This window comes from Pseudomonas sp. 5Vm1k (assembly GCF_056161485.1).
This window is the reverse complement of the sequence record NZ_JBSPCZ010000025.1, coordinates 14,218-31,458: the sequence shown is the minus strand read 5'-3', so window position 1 is coordinate 31,458 and position 17,241 is coordinate 14,218. Positions and strand designations below refer to the sequence as shown.

General features: G+C 58.5%; 13 protein-coding genes. 8 read left to right on the top strand and 5 right to left on the bottom strand.

All coding sequences use genetic code 11. The features are described from left to right. The first annotated feature begins 92 nt into the window (after positions 1–92). From clpP to ACWIKB_RS30295, 6 genes are all read left to right on the top strand, one after another. Positions 93–728, top strand: a complete 636-nt coding sequence (gene clpP / locus ACWIKB_RS30320; RefSeq protein WP_475271194.1) for an ATP-dependent Clp endopeptidase proteolytic subunit ClpP — start codon at positions 93–95, stop codon at positions 726–728. Between the two features lie 112 nt (positions 729–840). After that, complete coding sequence (gene clpX, locus ACWIKB_RS30315; protein WP_007946893.1) at positions 841–2,124, top strand: ATP-dependent Clp protease ATP-binding subunit ClpX; 1,284 nt, start codon at positions 841–843, stop codon at positions 2,122–2,124. A 162-nt stretch (positions 2,125–2,286) separates the two neighbouring features. Continuing rightward, positions 2,287–4,683, top strand: coding sequence for an endopeptidase La (lon, locus tag ACWIKB_RS30310; RefSeq protein WP_475271193.1), 2,397 nt, complete (start codon positions 2,287–2,289; stop codon positions 4,681–4,683). Between the two features lie 148 nt (positions 4,684–4,831). Next, entirely contained in the window at positions 4,832–5,104 is a 273-nt protein-coding gene (locus ACWIKB_RS30305; protein WP_002552737.1) for an HU family DNA-binding protein, read from the top strand. A gap of 233 nt (positions 5,105–5,337) precedes the next feature. Further along, positions 5,338–7,209, top strand: a complete 1,872-nt coding sequence (locus ACWIKB_RS30300) for a SurA N-terminal domain-containing protein (protein WP_475271192.1) — start codon at positions 5,338–5,340, stop codon at positions 7,207–7,209. A 295-nt stretch (positions 7,210–7,504) separates the two neighbouring features. Then, on the top strand, positions 7,505–8,320 hold the full coding sequence (locus tag ACWIKB_RS30295) for a DUF2242 domain-containing protein (protein ID WP_475271191.1): 816 nt from the start codon (positions 7,505–7,507) through the stop codon (positions 8,318–8,320). A gap of 352 nt (positions 8,321–8,672) precedes the next feature. Here ACWIKB_RS30295 and ACWIKB_RS30290 read toward each other — a convergent pair whose 3' ends face one another. Beyond that, positions 8,673–9,713, bottom strand: coding sequence for an AraC family transcriptional regulator (locus ACWIKB_RS30290; RefSeq protein ID WP_475271190.1), 1,041 nt, complete (start codon positions 9,711–9,713; stop codon positions 8,673–8,675). Between the two features lie 3 nt (positions 9,714–9,716). After that, complete coding sequence (locus ACWIKB_RS30285; protein WP_475271189.1) at positions 9,717–10,847, bottom strand: nitrilase-related carbon-nitrogen hydrolase; 1,131 nt, start codon at positions 10,845–10,847, stop codon at positions 9,717–9,719. Positions 10,848–11,057: 210 nt separating this feature from the next. On the opposite strand from ACWIKB_RS30285, the gene ACWIKB_RS30280 reads away from it, so the two are divergent. After that, positions 11,058–13,097 carry an oxidoreductase gene (locus tag ACWIKB_RS30280; protein ID WP_475271188.1) on the top strand — a complete coding sequence of 680 codons (2,040 nt, stop codon included), beginning with the start codon at positions 11,058–11,060 and terminating at the stop codon, positions 13,095–13,097. A 189-nt stretch (positions 13,098–13,286) separates the two neighbouring features. Then, the gene (locus ACWIKB_RS30275; protein WP_475271187.1) at positions 13,287–14,204 is read left to right on the top strand and encodes a 1-aminocyclopropane-1-carboxylate deaminase/D-cysteine desulfhydrase; all 918 of its coding nucleotides are present in this window, start codon (positions 13,287–13,289) and stop codon (positions 14,202–14,204) included. A gap of 124 nt (positions 14,205–14,328) precedes the next feature. On the opposite strand, the gene ACWIKB_RS30270 is transcribed toward ACWIKB_RS30275, so the two are convergent. The 3 genes from ACWIKB_RS30270 to ACWIKB_RS30260 all read right to left on the bottom strand — a co-directional run bounded on the left by ACWIKB_RS30270 (position 14,329) and on the right by ACWIKB_RS30260 (position 17,228). Continuing rightward, on the bottom strand, positions 14,329–14,889 hold the full coding sequence (locus ACWIKB_RS30270; protein ID WP_475271186.1) for a cytochrome b: 561 nt from the start codon (positions 14,887–14,889) through the stop codon (positions 14,329–14,331). Between the two features lie 247 nt (positions 14,890–15,136). Next, positions 15,137–15,964, bottom strand: coding sequence for a phosphonoacetaldehyde hydrolase (gene phnX / locus ACWIKB_RS30265; RefSeq protein ID WP_475271185.1), 828 nt, complete (start codon positions 15,962–15,964; stop codon positions 15,137–15,139). Between the two features lie 154 nt (positions 15,965–16,118). After that, the gene (locus ACWIKB_RS30260) at positions 16,119–17,228 is read right to left on the bottom strand and encodes a 2-aminoethylphosphonate--pyruvate transaminase (RefSeq protein ID WP_475271184.1); all 1,110 of its coding nucleotides are present in this window, start codon (positions 17,226–17,228) and stop codon (positions 16,119–16,121) included. Positions 17,229–17,241 lie beyond the last annotated feature (13 nt).

Sequence of the window (17,241 nt, the reverse complement as noted above, 5' to 3'; positions counted from 1 at the left end):
CGTTTCTGTAGTAAGAAGTAATCACCATAAGCCAGCCTTCGTGCTGGCTTATGCGTATTCAAGACATAACTATTTGGGAGTGACTGCAGAGCATGTTCCGTAATTCGTATATTCAGCAGAACTCTGATATCCAGGCCGCAGGCGGCCTGGTCCCGATGGTTGTCGAGCAGTCCGCTCGTGGCGAGCGCGCCTACGACATCTATTCGCGCCTTCTCAAGGAGCGAGTGATCTTTCTGGTTGGCCCGGTAGAGGACTACATGGCCAACCTGATTTGTGCGCAACTGCTGTTCCTTGAAGCGGAAAACCCGGACAAGGACATCCATCTCTATATCAACTCCCCGGGCGGTTCGGTGACAGCAGGCATGTCGATCTACGACACCATGCAGTTCATCAAACCCAACGTGTCGACCACCTGTATCGGCCAGGCATGCAGCATGGGTGCATTCCTGCTGACGGCCGGTGCTGCCGGCAAGCGTTTCTGCCTGCCGAACTCGCGTGTGATGATTCACCAGCCATTGGGCGGTTTCCAGGGTCAGGCGTCGGATATCGAAATCCATGCCAAGGAAATTCTCTTCATTCGTGAGCGTCTCAACACGCTGATGGCCAAGCATAGCGGGCACACTCTTGAAGAAATCGAGCGCGACACCAACCGCGATAACTTCATGAGTGCAGAAGCCGCGCGTGATTACGGGTTGATCGATGAAGTGATCAGCCAGCGCCCCGCTTAAAATAAGCAGCTCAAAATAGGCTTGGTCGGCTGCTCCGATCACCAGCGGGCTTGAAAAAGCCCGCAATAGCCTTCATCTTGTGTTGCAAGCCTATCGGATTTGGATCGAACGAATGACTGACACCCGCAACGGCGAGGACAACGGCAAGCTGCTTTATTGCTCCTTCTGTGGCAAAAGCCAGCATGAAGTGCGCAAATTGATTGCCGGTCCCTCGGTCTTTATTTGCGACGAGTGCGTCGACCTGTGCAATGACATCATCCGTGAGGAGGTGCAGGAAGCCCAGGCCGAGAGCAGCGCGCATAAATTGCCATCGCCTAAAGAAATCAGCGGCATCCTTGATCAGTACGTGATTGGTCAGGAGCGTGCGAAAAAGGTTCTGGCCGTAGCGGTGTACAACCACTACAAGCGCCTGAATCAGCGTGACAAGAAGAATGACGACGTCGAACTCGGCAAAAGCAACATTTTGCTGATCGGCCCGACAGGCTCGGGTAAAACCCTGCTTGCCGAAACACTGGCTCGCTTGCTGAACGTTCCGTTCACCATCGCCGACGCAACCACCCTTACCGAGGCGGGTTACGTAGGTGAAGATGTCGAGAACATCATTCAGAAGCTGCTGCAGAAATGCGATTACGACGTGGAAAAAGCCCAGATGGGCATTGTCTACATCGATGAAATCGACAAGATTTCGCGCAAATCTGACAACCCGTCGATCACCCGGGACGTATCCGGTGAAGGCGTGCAGCAGGCCCTGCTCAAGTTGATCGAAGGCACGGTCGCTTCCGTTCCGCCGCAAGGTGGCCGCAAGCATCCGCAGCAGGAATTCCTTCAGGTCGACACCCGTAACATCCTGTTCATCTGCGGTGGTGCGTTCTCCGGCCTGGAAAAGGTTATTCAAAACCGTTCCACCAAGGGCGGCATTGGTTTCAACGCAGAAGTGCGCAGCAAGGAAGAAGGCAAGAAAGTCGGTGAATCCCTGCGTGAAGTCGAGCCTGACGATCTGGTCAAGTTCGGTCTGATCCCGGAATTCGTCGGTCGTCTGCCGGTCCTCGCTACGTTGGACGAGCTTGATGAAGCTGCTTTGATGCAGATCCTCACCGAGCCGAAAAATGCTCTGACCAAGCAGTACGCCAAGCTGTTCGAGATGGAAGGCGTGGACCTGGAATTCCGGGCCGACGCACTGAAATCGGTCGCCAAACGTGCCCTGGAACGCAAAACCGGTGCCCGTGGACTGCGTTCGATTCTCGAAGGTGTATTGCTCGACACTATGTATGAAATCCCCTCGCAGTCCGAGGTGAGCAAAGTAGTGATCGATGAAAGTGTTATCGAAGGCAAGTCCAAGCCACTGTATATCTACGAAAACAGTGAGCCGGCAGCCAAGGCCGCGCCAGACGCTTAAGCGTCACGCAGCTGGAATAAAGAAGGGGCCTTCGGGCCCCTTTTCTTTTAAAGCGTTTTTAACACCCTCTTTGCGCTTGTTTTTTTTGAAAGCAGCCCCCATCTTGGTTTCAAGCTTACTTCCATCTGTTTACGGCCTTATGGCCGCCGTAGAGGCGAAATCATGAAGACAACCATCGAATTGCCTCTCCTGCCATTGCGTGATGTCGTGGTTTATCCGCACATGGTTATCCCGCTGTTCGTGGGGCGCGAGAAATCCATCGAAGCCCTCGAGGCTGCGATGACGGGCGACAAGCATATCCTTCTGCTGGCTCAGAGAAACCCTGCTGACGACGATCCCGGTGAAGAAGCACTCTATCGCGTAGGTACCATTGCAACCGTTCTGCAACTGCTCAAGCTGCCTGACGGCACCGTCAAGGTTCTGGTCGAGGGTGAGCAGCGGGGCGCCGTGGAGCGCTTCAGCGAAGTGGACGGCCACCTTCGTGCCGAAGTCTCGCTGATCGACGAAGTCGACGCGCCTGAGCGCGAGTCGGAAGTGTTTGTTCGCAGCCTGCTGGCTCAGTTCGAACAATATGTGCAGTTGGGCAAGAAAGTCCCGGCTGAAGTCCTGTCGTCGCTCAACAGCATCGACGAGCCAGGGCGCCTGGTCGACACCATGGCCGCACACATGGCCCTGAAGATCGAGCAGAAGCAGGAAATCCTCGAAATCATCGATTTGTCAGCCCGGGTCGAGCACGTCCTGGCGTTGCTGGATGCCGAGATTGACCTGCTGCAAGTCGAAAAACGCATTCGCGGTCGCGTCAAAAAACAAATGGAGCGCAGTCAGCGCGAGTACTACCTGAATGAGCAGATGAAGGCCATTCAGAAAGAGCTCGGCGACAGCGAAGAAGGCCACAACGAAATCGAAGAGCTGAAAAAGCGCATCGATGCCGCCGGCCTGCCGAAAGATGCCTTGGCCAAGGCCCAGGGTGAACTGAACAAGCTCAAGCAAATGTCGCCAATGTCTGCGGAAGCGACGGTGGTGCGTTCGTACATCGACTGGCTGGTTCAGGTGCCGTGGAAAGCTCAGAGCAAGGTGCGTCTGGACCTCGCTCGTGCAGAAGACATTCTCGACGCCGACCACTATGGTCTGGACGAAGTCAAAGAACGCATCCTCGAATACCTCGCTGTGCAAAAGCGCGTGAAGAAGATTCGTGGTCCGGTGTTGTGCCTGGTCGGTCCTCCTGGGGTAGGTAAAACTTCCCTCGCGGAGTCGATTGCTCACGCCACCAACCGCAAATTCGTGCGTATGGCCCTCGGTGGCGTGCGTGATGAAGCGGAAATTCGTGGTCATCGCCGTACTTACATCGGTTCGATGCCAGGAAGATTGATTCAAAAGATGACAAAGGTGGGCGTTCGCAACCCGCTGTTCCTGCTCGATGAAATCGACAAAATGGGCAGCGATATGCGCGGTGACCCGGCGTCGGCGTTGCTGGAAGTGCTTGATCCCGAGCAGAACCACAACTTCAACGATCACTATCTGGAAGTCGACTACGACCTGTCCGATGTGATGTTCCTTTGCACCTCCAACTCCATGAACATTCCACCGGCGCTGCTGGACCGGATGGAAGTGATTCGTCTGCCGGGCTACACCGAAGACGAGAAAATCAACATCGCCGTCAAATACCTCTCGCCGAAGCAGATTACTGCCAATGGCTTGAAAAAAGGCGAGCTGGAATTCGAAGCCGAAGCGATCCGCGACATCATCCGCTATTACACCCGCGAAGCCGGTGTGCGGGGGCTTGAGCGCCAGATTGCCAAGGTTTGCCGCAAGACGGTCAAAGAGCACGCACTGGAAAAACGCTTCTCGGTGAAGGTCACCGCAGACATGCTGGAACACTTCCTGGGTGTGCGCAAATTCCGTTACGGCCTGGCTGAATCCCAGGATCAGATTGGTCAGGTGACGGGTCTGGCGTGGACTCAAGTGGGCGGCGAACTGCTGACCATCGAAGCCGCCGTCGTACCGGGTAAAGGCCAGTTGATCAAGACTGGCTCCCTGGGTGATGTGATGGTCGAATCGATCACTGCAGCGCTGACCGTTGTCCGCAGTCGTGCCAAGAGCCTGGGGATCCCCCTGGACTTCCACGAGAAGCGCGACACGCATATCCACATGCCGGAAGGGGCGACCCCGAAGGACGGCCCTAGCGCCGGTGTAGGCATGTGCACGGCCCTGGTGTCGGCATTAACCGGGATTCCTGTACGCGCAGACGTCGCCATGACTGGCGAAATCACCTTGCGTGGCCAGGTGCTCGCAATTGGCGGTTTGAAGGAAAAACTGCTGGCGGCTCACCGCGGCGGGATCAAGACTGTGATCATTCCTGAAGAGAACGTACGCGATCTGAAGGAAATTCCTGACAATATTAAGCAAGATCTGCAGATTAAACCGGTTAAATGGATTGACGAGGTCCTGCAAATTGCGCTGCAATACGCGCCGGAGCCCTTGCCTGATGTGGCTCCGGAGATAGTTGCAAAGGATGAAAAACGCGAGTCTGACTCTAAGGAAAGAATTAGCACGCATTAGTACGCATTTGCCTGGGGGGCTTCCTTGACAGCTTTTTAGAGCCCTTGTTATAAAGCGGCTCTTAAGTGTCTGTAGGCCATTCAGCACTCGTTTTTGCTTTCACCAAAAAACTTAGAATCATACTCAAATAGATATAAGGGGACTTAGAGTGAACAAGTCGGAACTGATTGATGCTATCGCTGCATCCGCTGATATCCCGAAAGCTGCTGCTGGCCGTGCGCTGGACGCTGTAATCGAATCCGTCACTGGCGCTCTCAAGGCTGGCGACTCCGTTGTTCTGGTTGGTTTCGGTACTTTCTCCGTAACTGATCGTCCTGCTCGCATTGGTCGTAACCCACAGACCGGTAAGACGCTGGAAATCGCTGCAGCCAAAAAACCAGGTTTCAAAGCCGGTAAAGCACTGAAAGAAGCTGTCAACTAAGTTCGATTCAGGTTTTTGCCTATCCGGGTCGGGGTCATGCCTGACCTGGCAGCGGAGCGGTAGTCCAGCCAACACATCGTTGATCTGAGACACCGAGGGTCGCAAGTTCGAACCCTCGGTCCGCTCCGCCAGTTACGAGAAGGCGCATCCCCGGATGCGCCTTTCTTCTATCCGGATTCTACCCACGCTCCACGGTTGCCTAATTTTGAAGTTCAACCGTTTCTGGGGGACGCATGCTGCAGAATATCAGGGACAATTCACAAGGCTGGATTGCCAAGACCATTATCGGAGTCATCGTTGCACTGATGGCTTTGACCGGTTTCGACGCTATTTTCAAGGCTACGACGCACAGCAATGATGCGGCCAAGGTCAACGGCGAAGAAATCAGCCAGAACGAGCTGAGCCAGGCCGTCGATATGCAACGCCGTCAGCTGATGCAACAGCTGGGCAAGGATTTCGATGCTTCCTTGCTCGACGAAAAAATGCTGCGCGAATCGGCCCTTAAAGGCCTGATCGATCGCAAACTGCTGCTGCAAGGCGCAGAAAAATCGAAATTCGCTTTCTCCGAAGCCGCTTTGGACCAGGTGATCCTGCAGACGCCTGAATTCCAGGTTGACGGCAAGTTCAGCTCTGAGCGTTTCGACCAGGTGATTCGTCAGTTGGGCTACAGCCGTATGCAATTCCGCCAGATGCTGGCTCAGGAAATGCTGATCGGTCAGCTGCGCGCAGGCCTGGCTGGCAGTGGTTTTGTCACCGATGCACAGGTTCTGGCCTTCGCCCGTCTGGAAAAACAGACCCGCGATTTCGCTGCCCTGAACATCAAGGTTGACCCGGCTGCTGTGAAGCTGACCGACGACGAGGTCAAGGCTTACTACGACGAACACGCCAAGGAATTCATGACACCGGATCAGGTGGTCATCGATTACCTGGAATTGAAGAAGTCTTCCTTCTTTGATCAGGTCGCCGTCAAGGACGAAGACCTGCAAGCGGCTTATCAGAAAGAAACCGCCAACCTGGCCGAACAACGCCGGGCTGCGCACATTCTGATTGAAGTGAACGACAAGGTGACCGAGGCGCAAGCCAAGGCCAAGATCGAAGAAGTTCAGGCGCGTCTGGCCAAAGGCGAGAAGTTCGAGGCGTTGGCCAAGGAATTCTCCCAGGACCCGGGTTCGGCGAACAACGGTGGTGACCTCGGCTACGCCGGTCCTGGCGTCTACGATCCAGCGTTTGAAAAAGCCCTGTATTCGTTGACCAAGGATCAAGTGTCGGAGCCAATCCGTACTGACTTCGGTTTCCACCTGATCAAGCTGTTGGGTGTTGAAGCGCCGGAAGTTCCGACGCTGGCCAGCCTCAAGGGCAAACTGACCCGCGAGCTGAAAACCCAGCAGGTCGAGCAGCGTTTCGTCGAGGCGACCAAGCAACTGGAAGACTCCTCGTTCGAAGCTTCTGATCTGGCCCAGCCGGCACAAGACTTGAAACTGACCGTTCACACTTCCGCGCCGTTCGGCCGTGAGGGTGGCGAAGGTGTTGCGGCCAACCGTGCCGTGGTCACTGCCGCGTTCAGTCCTGAAGTGCTGGATGAAGGTGCCAACAGCACCGCCATCGAGCTCGATCCGGAAACCGTGATCGTGTTGCGCGCCAAGGAGCACTTGAAGCCTTCGCAGTTGCCGCTCGAAAGCGTTGCCGCCAGTATCCGTACGCAATTGGCCAAGGAGCACGCCAGTGCTGCCGCCAAGACCAAGGCTGATCAGTTGATCGCCAGCCTGCGCGACGGCAAGACACCGCTGGACAAGGCGATTGACGGCCAGAACTGGAAAGTCACTGCAGCCGCCACTCGCGCGCAGGAAGGGGTTGACCCAACCGTGCTGCAAGCACTGTTCCGTATGCCCAAGCCTGCCGCCAAGGACAAGCCGACGTTCACCAGCGTGACCCTGGCCGATGGTAGCCTGGTGATCGTGCGTCTGAATGGCGTGAACGAAGCCGCTGCGCCGACTGATGAAGAGAAGGCTCAATACCGTCGCTTCCTCGCCTCACGCATTGGCCAGCAAGACTTTGCGGCCTACCGCAAGCAGTTGGAAGGCGAGGCTGACATCAAGCGTTATTGATGGCTGACTGAGCTTTGCGCTACACAAGAACCCCGGTCGAAAGGCCGGGGTTTTTTGTGGCTTCAAGAAAAAGATCGCAGCCTTCGCCAGCTCCTACGCGCCTGATGGGCGCTGGCGAAGGCTGCGATCGTTTGATTTATCCACCCCGGCCCATCGGGAATTCACGAACATGTGCGACTTTTCCTGCATATAACGGTCAACTCACCTGTAAGCGTTTTAAGACACTAATCGATGCGCACCTAAGCATCGTTCTGTTGCACAATACGCCCCGGACCGTTTTCTCTCAGGATGTTCAATGTTTAGATCAATTCCCATGCGTGTTGTAGGGCTGGCACTGGTGCTGGCCGTTGCTGCCGGTTGTTCGTCGAAAAAAGCCGCCATCTATGAGCATGAGAACTTCGACGATTCCGGGACGTTTTCGCGCAACTACCCGGTGACCGACGCGCAGACCTGCGAAGCCGCCCGTCGTGCCTTGCTCAGCCAGGGCTACATCATCACCAGCAGCGATCCAAAACTGGTCAGTGGGCACAAGAGCTTCCAGCAAACCGGCGAGACCCACATGGAGATCAGTTTCAGTGTGGTCTGTGCCGATGATGGCTCCGAAGGGCACCATGCGACCATGTTCGCCAACGCCTTGCAGGATCGCTATGCGCTGAAGAAGACCAACAACTCTGCCAGCCTGGGTGTCGGCGTGTTGGGTTCGGTATCGATGCCGATCGGTTCGTCCGATGATTCGATGGTCAAGGTCGCCAGCGAAACCGTGTCCTCGGCCAAGTTCTACGAGCGTTTCTTTACCTTGGTGGAGTTGTTCCTGCCGCCGGAAGCGAAGAAAGCTGCGCACATCGTCGAGAAGCCGAAAACCGACCTGGGCGTACCTGAAGCCAAGGCCGCACCGGCCGCACTCGCACCAGCACCCGCCGCAGAGCCTGTAGCGGCTCCGGCACCTGCTGAAGCGGCTCCGATCACCTCAGAGCCTGTTGCACCATCACCGGAAGCGGCACCGATTGCTCCCGCTGAATCGTCCGAACCGGCTCCAGCCACCGAGACCATCACGCCGCCGACGCATCCGGATAACATGCCGCCCCCAAGCGAACCCATCCCGGCCCAGTAAGCGATCCAGGCGTTACGGAGGCGTGTCGGACGACACGCATTCCGTAACGGCCATCAAGCTTGACTCACATCAAACCAGGCCGTTGTCCTACGGCCTGTATCGAAAAAAACCTGTGATAAATTCCTGACCACCTGCTACGTTTTATTCAGTAGCGGACGAGTGTCGCGCGAACGTCATTTTTCTTTCACGCGGGCACTTTATGCTCAAGGCGCTGGTCATTTGATCAGGCCATTTTCTATGAGTGACAGGGGGAGCATCACAATGGACGATTATCAAGAAGAGTTGCTCGAGTATTCGGCATTTGAACTGGATCCGGTGGAACCAGCCGAAGACGCCACTGAGCTGTAAGCCTTTACGCGGATTGGCGATGACTGCGGCGAAACTCGCCGGGTGTCTGGCCGTTCCAGCGTTTGAAGGCCCGTTGGAAAGCTTCGGCTGAGGCAAAGCCCAGCAGATAGGCGATTTCCCCGAACGCCAGTTCGGTATCGCGGATGTAGGTCATGGCCAGGTCGCGGCGAGTGTCGTTGAGAATTGCACGAAATTGCGTGCCTTCCTCAGCGAGTTTGCGACGCAAGGTCCAGGTCGGCAGCTTCAGGCGTGCCGCCACTTCTTCCAAGTCGGGTTCCCGGCCACCGTTCAGCAACGGCCCTAGCAACTGAGTGATACGTTCACGCAGGCTGCGGGTGCGTGTCAGCTGTTCCAGTTCCCGTTCACACAATTGCAACAGGTGCTTCCAGGTGCTCGGGCAGTGTTGCGGGTTGCGTTGGGCAAGGCTATCCAGGCTCAGGCGCAGTTGGTTATGTTCGGTGCCAAACTGAATCGGGCAGTCGCCCAAGACACCGTAGGCATCACGATAATCCGGCTCTTCGAATTCGATTTCGACGCGTTCGGCACGTAACGGGGCAGGGCTCACGCTGGACAATTGCTGCAACCAGCCGGCGATGATCGAGTCCACCACGAAGCGGTTGTAGGCGTTGTAAGGGCTGATGGAGTAGAACCGCAGCCATGCACCGCGTGCGTCTTCGTGAAAACTCGACTGGCCACGATAGTTGGAACCGTACAAGGCTTCGAAGCGGATCAGGCAACGCGCCGCTTCCCGTACCGTCGGGGCCTGAGCGGCAGTGACGCCGGCCAAACCGGCCTGGCTCAGGCGACTGAGTTGACCCATGCGCAAACCCAGCGCCGGGTCGCCGGTCAGTTGAATCGCCCCGTGGCCCAGGCGCATGTAGCGCGGGATCGAGAGCCGGGCGCCGGCTTCACCCAAACGGGCTGCGTCGAGGCCGTACTGGTCGAGCAATGGCTGAGGATCGGCGCCATGGCTGCGCACGGCATCGGCCAGGCTGTGAACAAAGCCCACCGACAGGTCCCCGAGGCGCATCGGCAACGGTTTCATTGTTTACAACCAGAGGTTCAGCAAGCGCGCGCCACGGGTATCTCCGTCGGCGGAGTGCTGGCCATTACTGCTGAGAAAACTTTGCCCGGCGCTGCCCTTGTCCCAGAACTGCCCGCGCAGGAACACGCTCATGCCGGCGATGGCCCGGCTGCTGGGGGGCTGGGCAATCAGGGTCAGGCGATGCCAGGCCTGACCTTCGCTGAGTTCGCCGGCCTTGAGGCTGACGGAACCAGGTGTCGACAGACCCTTGTAGCCGCGCCACGGCTTGTCCCACGTCCCGTGCCCGACCACAAATGCCGGTACCGCCACCAGTTGCGCACCCTGCTCGTCGAGTTTGCGATAGTTGTCGGGATACCAGCTGTCGCTGCCGATCAGGATGCCCAGGCGTCCGGCCGGGGTGTCGATCACATTGACCGTGTTATCGGTGTTGGCGGCGAGGGTGTCCTGCTCATCGAAGATCGGGTGCATCTGCCGTTGCGGTTGACCGATTGGCAAACCGTCGCGGCCGAACACCACGCTGCTGTTGTACAACGCACCATGGCCGATTTTCAGGGTGCCGTCGCGCACACTCGGCTCGGGCAACACAATGGAGCCGGCCACCAGGGTGACGTGAAATTCTTTCGCCAGCCCGCCGAATAGCGCCTGGTAATCCTTGGCCATGCTTTTGGCCTTCATGCGCAGGTGAGCGTCATCCAGGCGATTGGCGCCCTTGGCGCTGATCAGGGCGCGGACGAACTGTAACGGATTGCTCGCCGCCAGCCAGTTCATCGCTTCTTTAAGGGTACTGGCCTGATACAGCTCGTCTTTCTCGCCGCTGACCATCAGCCAGGTGCCGATATGTTCAGGCAACACGACGATGGTTTTTTCGTTCAGCAGGCCCTGGTCTTGAGCTTTTTGCAGGTAGGCCGCGAGTTTGCGGTGCAGGCGCTCGGGGCTCTGGTAGTCGGTGGGGAACAGCTCGGGCTGGATGCCCAGCAGATTACCGCGATCGGCCGGGGTGCCTTGATCAACCGTCAGATTGATCCGCAGGTCCGACAGGTAATGACCCACCGGACGGTCTGCGGCCCACATGGCGTAGGTCGTAAGAGCGGCGACTAGCGCCATGGAAAAGGTCAGGTACAGAAGTTTGCGCATGGGAAAGCAGTCGACAACCGTGTGCAGGATTCGCCGACTAGGGTAGGGCGCATACCCGCGCTTGCCAAGGGGCGCTGCGCATTTGGATCAATAAGTTGTCAGTTTGGGTCATTGAGTGACAACGATGCGACTCTTAGTCTGTGCCACATGACTGACGGGAGCCAAAGAGCTCCTGCACTTTTTCCGTGATCGCTCGATGTGGAGTTACCGATGGCCGCCGCTCATTACCCGCACCTGTTGGCCCCGCTGGACCTGGGTTTTACCACGCTGCGCAACCGCACCCTGATGGGCTCGATGCACACTGGTCTGGAGGAGAAACCCGGTGGTTTCGAGCGCATGGCGGCGTACTTTGCCGAACGTGCCCGTGGCGGCGTGGGCCTGATGGTCACCGGTGGCATTGGTCCGAACGATGAGGGTGGTGTGTATTCCGGCGCGGCCAAGCTGACCACCGAGGAAGAAGCGCTCAAGCACCAGATCGTCACCCGTGCGGTGCACGAGGCGGGCGGCAAGATCTGCATGCAGATTCTTCACGCCGGTCGTTATGCCTACAGCCCGAAGCAGGTGGCACCGAGCGCGATCCAGGCACCGATCAACCCGTTCAAGCCTAAAGAGCTGGACGAGGAAGGCATCGAGAAGCAGATCAGCGATTTCGTCACCTGTTCGGTCCTGGCGCAAACCGCTGAGTACGACGGCGTCGAGATCATGGGTTCCGAAGGTTATTTCATTAACCAGTTCCTCGCGGCTCACACCAACCACCGCACCGACCGCTGGGGCGGTAGCTACGAAAACCGCATGCGCCTGCCGGTGGAAATCGTCCGCCGTGTGCGCGAAGCAGTCGGTCCGAACTTCATCATTATTTTCCGTCTGTCGATGCTCGATCTGGTTGAAGGCGGCAGCAGTTGGGAAGAAATCGTCACCCTGGCCAAGGCCATCGAGCAGGCCGGTGCGACCATTATCAACACCGGTATCGGCTGGCACGAAGCGCGGATTCCGACCATCGCCACCAAAGTGCCACGTGCGGCGTTCAGTAAAGTGACGGCCAAACTGCGCGGTTCGGTGAGCATTCCGCTGATCACCACTAACCGAATCAACACCCCGGAAATCGCCGAGCAGATTCTGGCTGAAGGCGATGCCGACATGGTCTCGATGGCGCGGCCGTTCCTCGCCGACGCAGATTTCGTCAATAAGGCCGCCGCTGGCCGTGCCGATGAAATCAACACCTGCATCGGCTGTAACCAGGCCTGCCTCGACCACACCTTCGGCGGCAAGCTGACCAGTTGCCTGGTTAACCCGCGAGCCTGCCATGAAACCGAGCTCAACTATTTGCCGGTGCAACAGATCAAGAAGATCGCCGTGGTTGGTGCCGGGCCTGCGGGCCTGTCCGCTGCCACCGTGGCCGCCGAGCGCGGGCATTCGGTGACATTGTTCGATTCGGCCAGCGAAATCGGTGGCCAGTTCAACATCGCCAAGCGCGTGCCGGGCAAGGAAGAATTCTTCGAAACCCTGCGTTACTTCAACCGCAAGTTGCAGACCACTAACGTCGAGGTGTGCCTGAACACCCGCGTCGATGTGTCGCAACTGGTGGCCGGCGGTTACGACGAAATCATCCTTGCTACAGGCATCGCGCCGCGCACCCCGGCGATTCCGGGTGTCGAGAACGCCAAGGTGCTGAGCTACCTGGACGTGATCCTGGAGCGCAAGCCAGTGGGCAAGCGTGTTGCGGTGATCGGCGCTGGCGGTATCGGTTTCGACGTCTCTGAGTTCCTGGTTCATGAAGGCGTGGCCACCAGCCTGGACCGTGCCGCGTTCTGGAAAGAGTGGGGCATCGACACACACCTTGAGGCACGCGGCGGTGTGGCCGGGATCAAGGCTCAGGTCCATGCCCCGGCCCGCGAGGTGTTCCTGCTGCAACGCAAGAAGTCCAAAGTCGGTGATGGCTTGGGCAAGACCACTGGCTGGATTCACCGCACCGGTCTGAAGAACAAGCAGGTGCAGATGCTCAACAGCGTCGAGTACCTGAAGATCGACGACGAAGGCCTGCACATCCGCATCGGCGAAACCGGCGAACCGCAAGTGCTGGCAGTGGACAACATCGTCATCTGCGCCGGGCAGGACCCACTGCGTGAGTTGCAGGACGGTCTGGTAGCGGCCGGGCAGAACGTGCATTTGATCGGCGGTGCGGACGTGGCGGCAGAGCTGGATGCGAAGCGGGCGATCAACCAGGGTTCGCGCCTGGCGGCTGAGTTGTAACACCGTAACCCTTGTGGCGAGGGGGCTCGCCCCCGTTCGGCTGCGAAGCAGTCGTAGATCCATTCAACACGGTGTTTCTGATAAACCGAGTTATGTGATTTTGGGGCTGCTTCGCAGTCCAACGGGAGCAAGCGCCCTCGCCACAAAGCTACTGCTAAGATGCCGGCTCTATCCCCAGAGCCGGCCTCAATGCTTCTCCCTCCCAACGACTGGCTCCCCCAAGCCCCGCTGCAATCCCTGCACCTGGACTGGCTCACCTCCGCCGGCCTCCAGCTCGCGATCCTGCGCCTGGACCTGATCGACCCACTGATCAGCGGCAACAAGTGGTTCAAGCTCATCGAACACCTCAACGCTGCCGATCAGGCTGGTGCCGAGGGCATCATCAGTCTCGGTGGCGCTCATTCCAATCATCTGCACGCACTGGCGGCTGCGGGTAAACGCCTGGGCTTCAAGACCGTCGGATTACTGCGCGGTCATCCGCAAGTCACCCCGACCGTAACGGATTTGCAGGACTTGGGCATGCAACTGCACTGGCTGGGTTACGGCGGTTATCGCGCGCGGCATGAACCGGAATTCTGGCAACCCTGGCAAGCGCAATACCCGACGCTGCAACCAGTGCCGGAAGGGGGCGGTGGTTTACGTGGCGCACAGGGCTGCATGCAGCTCAAGGATCAGGTTCGTGAGCAACTGAACGGTTTGGGCTGGGACGACTATGACGGTTGGTGGCTGGCTTGCGGAACCGGCACCACGCTCGCCGGACTGGTGCTGGCTGAGGCGGGGGAGCGTCCGGTTTATGGGGCGTTGGCGGTGCCCGACGATCATGGCGTGGCGCAGCAGGTTGAAGCGATTGTGCGCAAGGGCAGGTTGTCGGGCCCGGTGTATGAACTGTTCGACGCCAGTCGGGGCGGGTTTGCCAAGGTCGATCCGCTGTTGCTTGAGTTTATCGAGCAGACCGAACAGGCCAGCGGCATTCCCCTGGAGCCGCTGTACACCGGCAAGGCGCTGATGGCGCTCAGGCAGCAGGTCGAAGCGGGAAGATTCCCCAAGGGTACGCGGCTGATCTTCATCCACACCGGCGGCTTGCAGGGCCGACGCGGCTTCAACTGACACCGCAAATTCCCCATGTGGGAGCGGGCTTGCTCGCGAAAGCGGTGTGTCAGTCAGCACAAGTATCGACTGACCCGACGCCTTCGCGAGCAAGCCCGCTCCCACAAGGGGTTTTGTGTTGGCTTCAGGTATTGCGACTGACCCGCTTCGGCATCATCCGCATCAACGTGTTATCCCCCACCACATAGTGGTGATACAGCCCGGCCACCGCATGCAGGCCGATCAGCCAATAACCGATCGTGCCGCCGAGTTCATGCCAGCCCTGGATTCGCTTGGCCAGCACCTTGTCTTCAGACACCAGCAACGGCAGGTCAAAGCCATAAAACATTACCTGATGCCCTTTGGCACTGGTCACCAGCCAGCCAAGGATCGGCATGGCGATCATGAACAGGTACAGCGCCCAGTGCATCAACTTGGCCAGGGTGGTCTGCCAATGCGGCGACGTCGGGAAAATTTGCGGTGCTGGGCCCAGGCTTCGGGCGAACAGCCGCAGCCAGACCAGCACAAACACCGTCAGGCCGAGCATGAAGTGCGATTCGGTGATCAGTGTCCGGCCACCACTGCCTTTGGGAAAGATCCCGCGAAATTCGATGCAGGCGTAAACCAGTATCAGCAGCACCAGCATCAGCCAGTGCAATGCAATCGACACCGTACTGTAGCGTGAGTCGGAGTTCTTCCAGGGCATACGGGGCTCTCCACAGGTCAATGCTCAAAGCGCCGTTCTTGTGCGGCACTGTGCCTTAACTGTAATCCTGTTTTGCCGGATTTGCCTGAGGCGATTTGCCCGTTCAATGCTCTGGTTCAGGTAATTGACAACAAAAAAGCGTGTATGCGCATGGCTTGCCCGCGAAGGCGTCCTACCAGCCGACATCCATGTTGAATGTTCAGCCGCCTTCGCGGGCAAGCCTCGCTCCTACAAGGGTGTTCGGGAATCAGCTGGCTTGCGGCATCTCGCCGTTGGCCAGGCGCTTGTTGATATCAGCGATTACTTGGGGCAAGTCGGTGATGGTGTCGATCATGTAGTGCGGCCGCGAACCTTCGAACATCCGGTGAATGCGCTTGCGCTCGCTGGCCAGTTCCTCGCTGCCGAGGGCCTGATAACCCGCGTAATCCAGGCCCAGCGCATTGCCGGAACAGATCAGCGCCACGGTCCACATGCCGGCGCGGCGACCTTCAAGAATGCCCGGCACGGTGTCGTCGATCTTCACGCAAGCCGCGACATCGTCGATGCCCAGGGCAATCACGTTGGCCAGGGCCTGGGCCGGCCATGGGCGGCCGTTGGGCACTTCGTCGGTGGCGACCACGTGGTCGGCGACGTAGCCATTGGTGGCGGCCAGTTCCACGACCTTGTCCATCACCTGTTTCGGGTAGCCGGAGCAGGAGCCGATCTTGATCCCTTGCGCGCGCAGGTTGGCGATGGTTTCCAGGGCGCCGGGGATCAGCGCCGAGTGCTCGGCGATTTTCTCGATTTGCAGCGGCATGAAGCGTTTGTAGATGGCGGTGACGTCATCGTCGGTCGGCGTGCGACCGAACGCCTTGCGATAACGCTCGGCAACCTGCGGCTGATCGCACAGGGTGCGGATGTGGTCCCACTTGCCCATGCCCATCGGCCCGCGGGCTTCTTCGATGGACACCTGGACGTCGAACTCGGCAAAGGCTTCGACAAAAATCTGGGTGGGCGCGAACGAGCCGAAATCGACCACGGTGCCGGCCCAGTCAAGGATGGCGGCCTGGAGTTTGGTTGGGTTTGTGTAGTTCATGGTGATTAAGTCCTGTGGCAACTGGCTAATGGGTTGGCTGCTCTGTGTGGGAGCGGGCTTGCTCGCGAAGGCGGTGTGTCAGTCGACATATTTTCTAAATGACACACTGCTTTCGCGAGCAAGCCCGCTCCCACAAGGGGAATTGCGGTGTGGTTCAGATGTCGAGGACTTCCATTTCGCGTAACACCTCGGCAATCGCCGCCACCGCCGCGTGCATCTCGGTGTGGTTGACGTGGCCGATGCAGCCGACGCGGAAGGTCTCGACCTGGGTCAATTTGCCGGGGTAGAGGATGAAACCCTTGGCCTTGACCCGTTCGTAGAATTCCTTGAACTGGTAGCGCGGATCTTTCGGCGCGTGGAAGGTGACGATGATCGGTGCCTGGATCGCGGCAGGCAGGAAGCTGCGCAGTCCCAATTTGGCCATGTCATCCAGCAGCACCCGGCAGTTATCGGCGTAGCGCTGATGCCGCGCCGGCAAGCCGCCTTCCTCGTTGTATTGCAGCAGGGCTTCGTGCAGCGCCGCGACTACGTGGGTCGGCGGGGTGAAGCGCCATTGGCCGGTCTTGGCCATGTAGGTGTGCTGGTCGAACAAGTCCATCGCCAGGGAATGCGAGTTGCCAGCGGCATTCGCCAGCGACTCTTTGCGAGCGAAGACAAAACCCATCCCCGGCACACCTTCCAGGCATTTGCCCGAGGCGGCGATCAGCGCATCGAACGGCACCTGTTGCGCGTCGATGGGCAGGGCGCCGAAGGAACTCATGGCATCGATGATCAGGCGTTTGCCGTGTTGCGCAATGACCTGGGCGATTTCCGGCAGCGGATTGAGGATGCCGGTGCTGGTTTCGCAGTGAATCAGCGCGATATGGGTGATGCCCGGATCGGCGCGCAGCAGGCGATCAACATCAGCGGCGGTGGTCGGTTCGTCTTCGGCGGTTTCGAAGGTGCTGAACGGGCGACCGAGCACTTCGCAAATCTTCGCCAGGCGCTTGCCGTAGGCGCCGTTGATCAGCACCAGGACTTTGCCATCGCGGGGCACCAGCGTACCGATGGCGGCTTCGACGGCGAAAGTGCCGCTGCCTTGCAGGGGCACGCAATGGTGGCTGTCGGCGCCGTTGATGATCGCCAGCAGTTGTTCGCAGAGGCTGGCGGTCAGTTGATTGAAGCGGTCATCCCATGAACCCCAGTCGACCATCATTGCCTGGCGGGTGCGGGCCGAAGTCGTCAACGGGCCGGGGGTGAGCAGGATGGGTTCGGCAGTACTCATTCTCGTGTCCTCG

What these genes read in the sequence shown, in the direction of transcription:
- clpP (WP_475271194.1), top strand. Translation starts at nt 93, where the DNA reads ATGTTCCGTAATTCGTATATTCAGCAGAACTCTGATATCCAGGCCGCA.
- clpX (WP_007946893.1), top strand. Translation starts at nt 841, where the DNA reads ATGACTGACACCCGCAACGGCGAGGACAACGGCAAGCTGCTTTATTGC.
- lon (WP_475271193.1), top strand. Translation starts at nt 2,287, where the DNA reads ATGAAGACAACCATCGAATTGCCTCTCCTGCCATTGCGTGATGTCGTG.
- ACWIKB_RS30300 (WP_475271192.1), top strand. Translation starts at nt 5,338, where the DNA reads ATGCTGCAGAATATCAGGGACAATTCACAAGGCTGGATTGCCAAGACC.
- ACWIKB_RS30295 (WP_475271191.1), top strand. Translation starts at nt 7,505, where the DNA reads ATGTTTAGATCAATTCCCATGCGTGTTGTAGGGCTGGCACTGGTGCTG.
- ACWIKB_RS30290 (WP_475271190.1), bottom strand. Translation starts at nt 9,713, where the DNA reads ATGAAACCGTTGCCGATGCGCCTCGGGGACCTGTCGGTGGGCTTTGTT.
- ACWIKB_RS30285 (WP_475271189.1), bottom strand. Translation starts at nt 10,847, where the DNA reads ATGCGCAAACTTCTGTACCTGACCTTTTCCATGGCGCTAGTCGCCGCT.
- ACWIKB_RS30280 (WP_475271188.1), top strand. Translation starts at nt 11,058, where the DNA reads ATGGCCGCCGCTCATTACCCGCACCTGTTGGCCCCGCTGGACCTGGGT.
- ACWIKB_RS30275 (WP_475271187.1), top strand. Translation starts at nt 13,287, where the DNA reads ATGCTTCTCCCTCCCAACGACTGGCTCCCCCAAGCCCCGCTGCAATCC.
- ACWIKB_RS30270 (WP_475271186.1), bottom strand. Translation starts at nt 14,889, where the DNA reads ATGCCCTGGAAGAACTCCGACTCACGCTACAGTACGGTGTCGATTGCA.
- phnX (WP_475271185.1), bottom strand. Translation starts at nt 15,964, where the DNA reads ATGAACTACACAAACCCAACCAAACTCCAGGCCGCCATCCTTGACTGG.
- ACWIKB_RS30260 (WP_475271184.1), bottom strand. Translation starts at nt 17,228, where the DNA reads ATGAGTACTGCCGAACCCATCCTGCTCACCCCCGGCCCGTTGACGACT.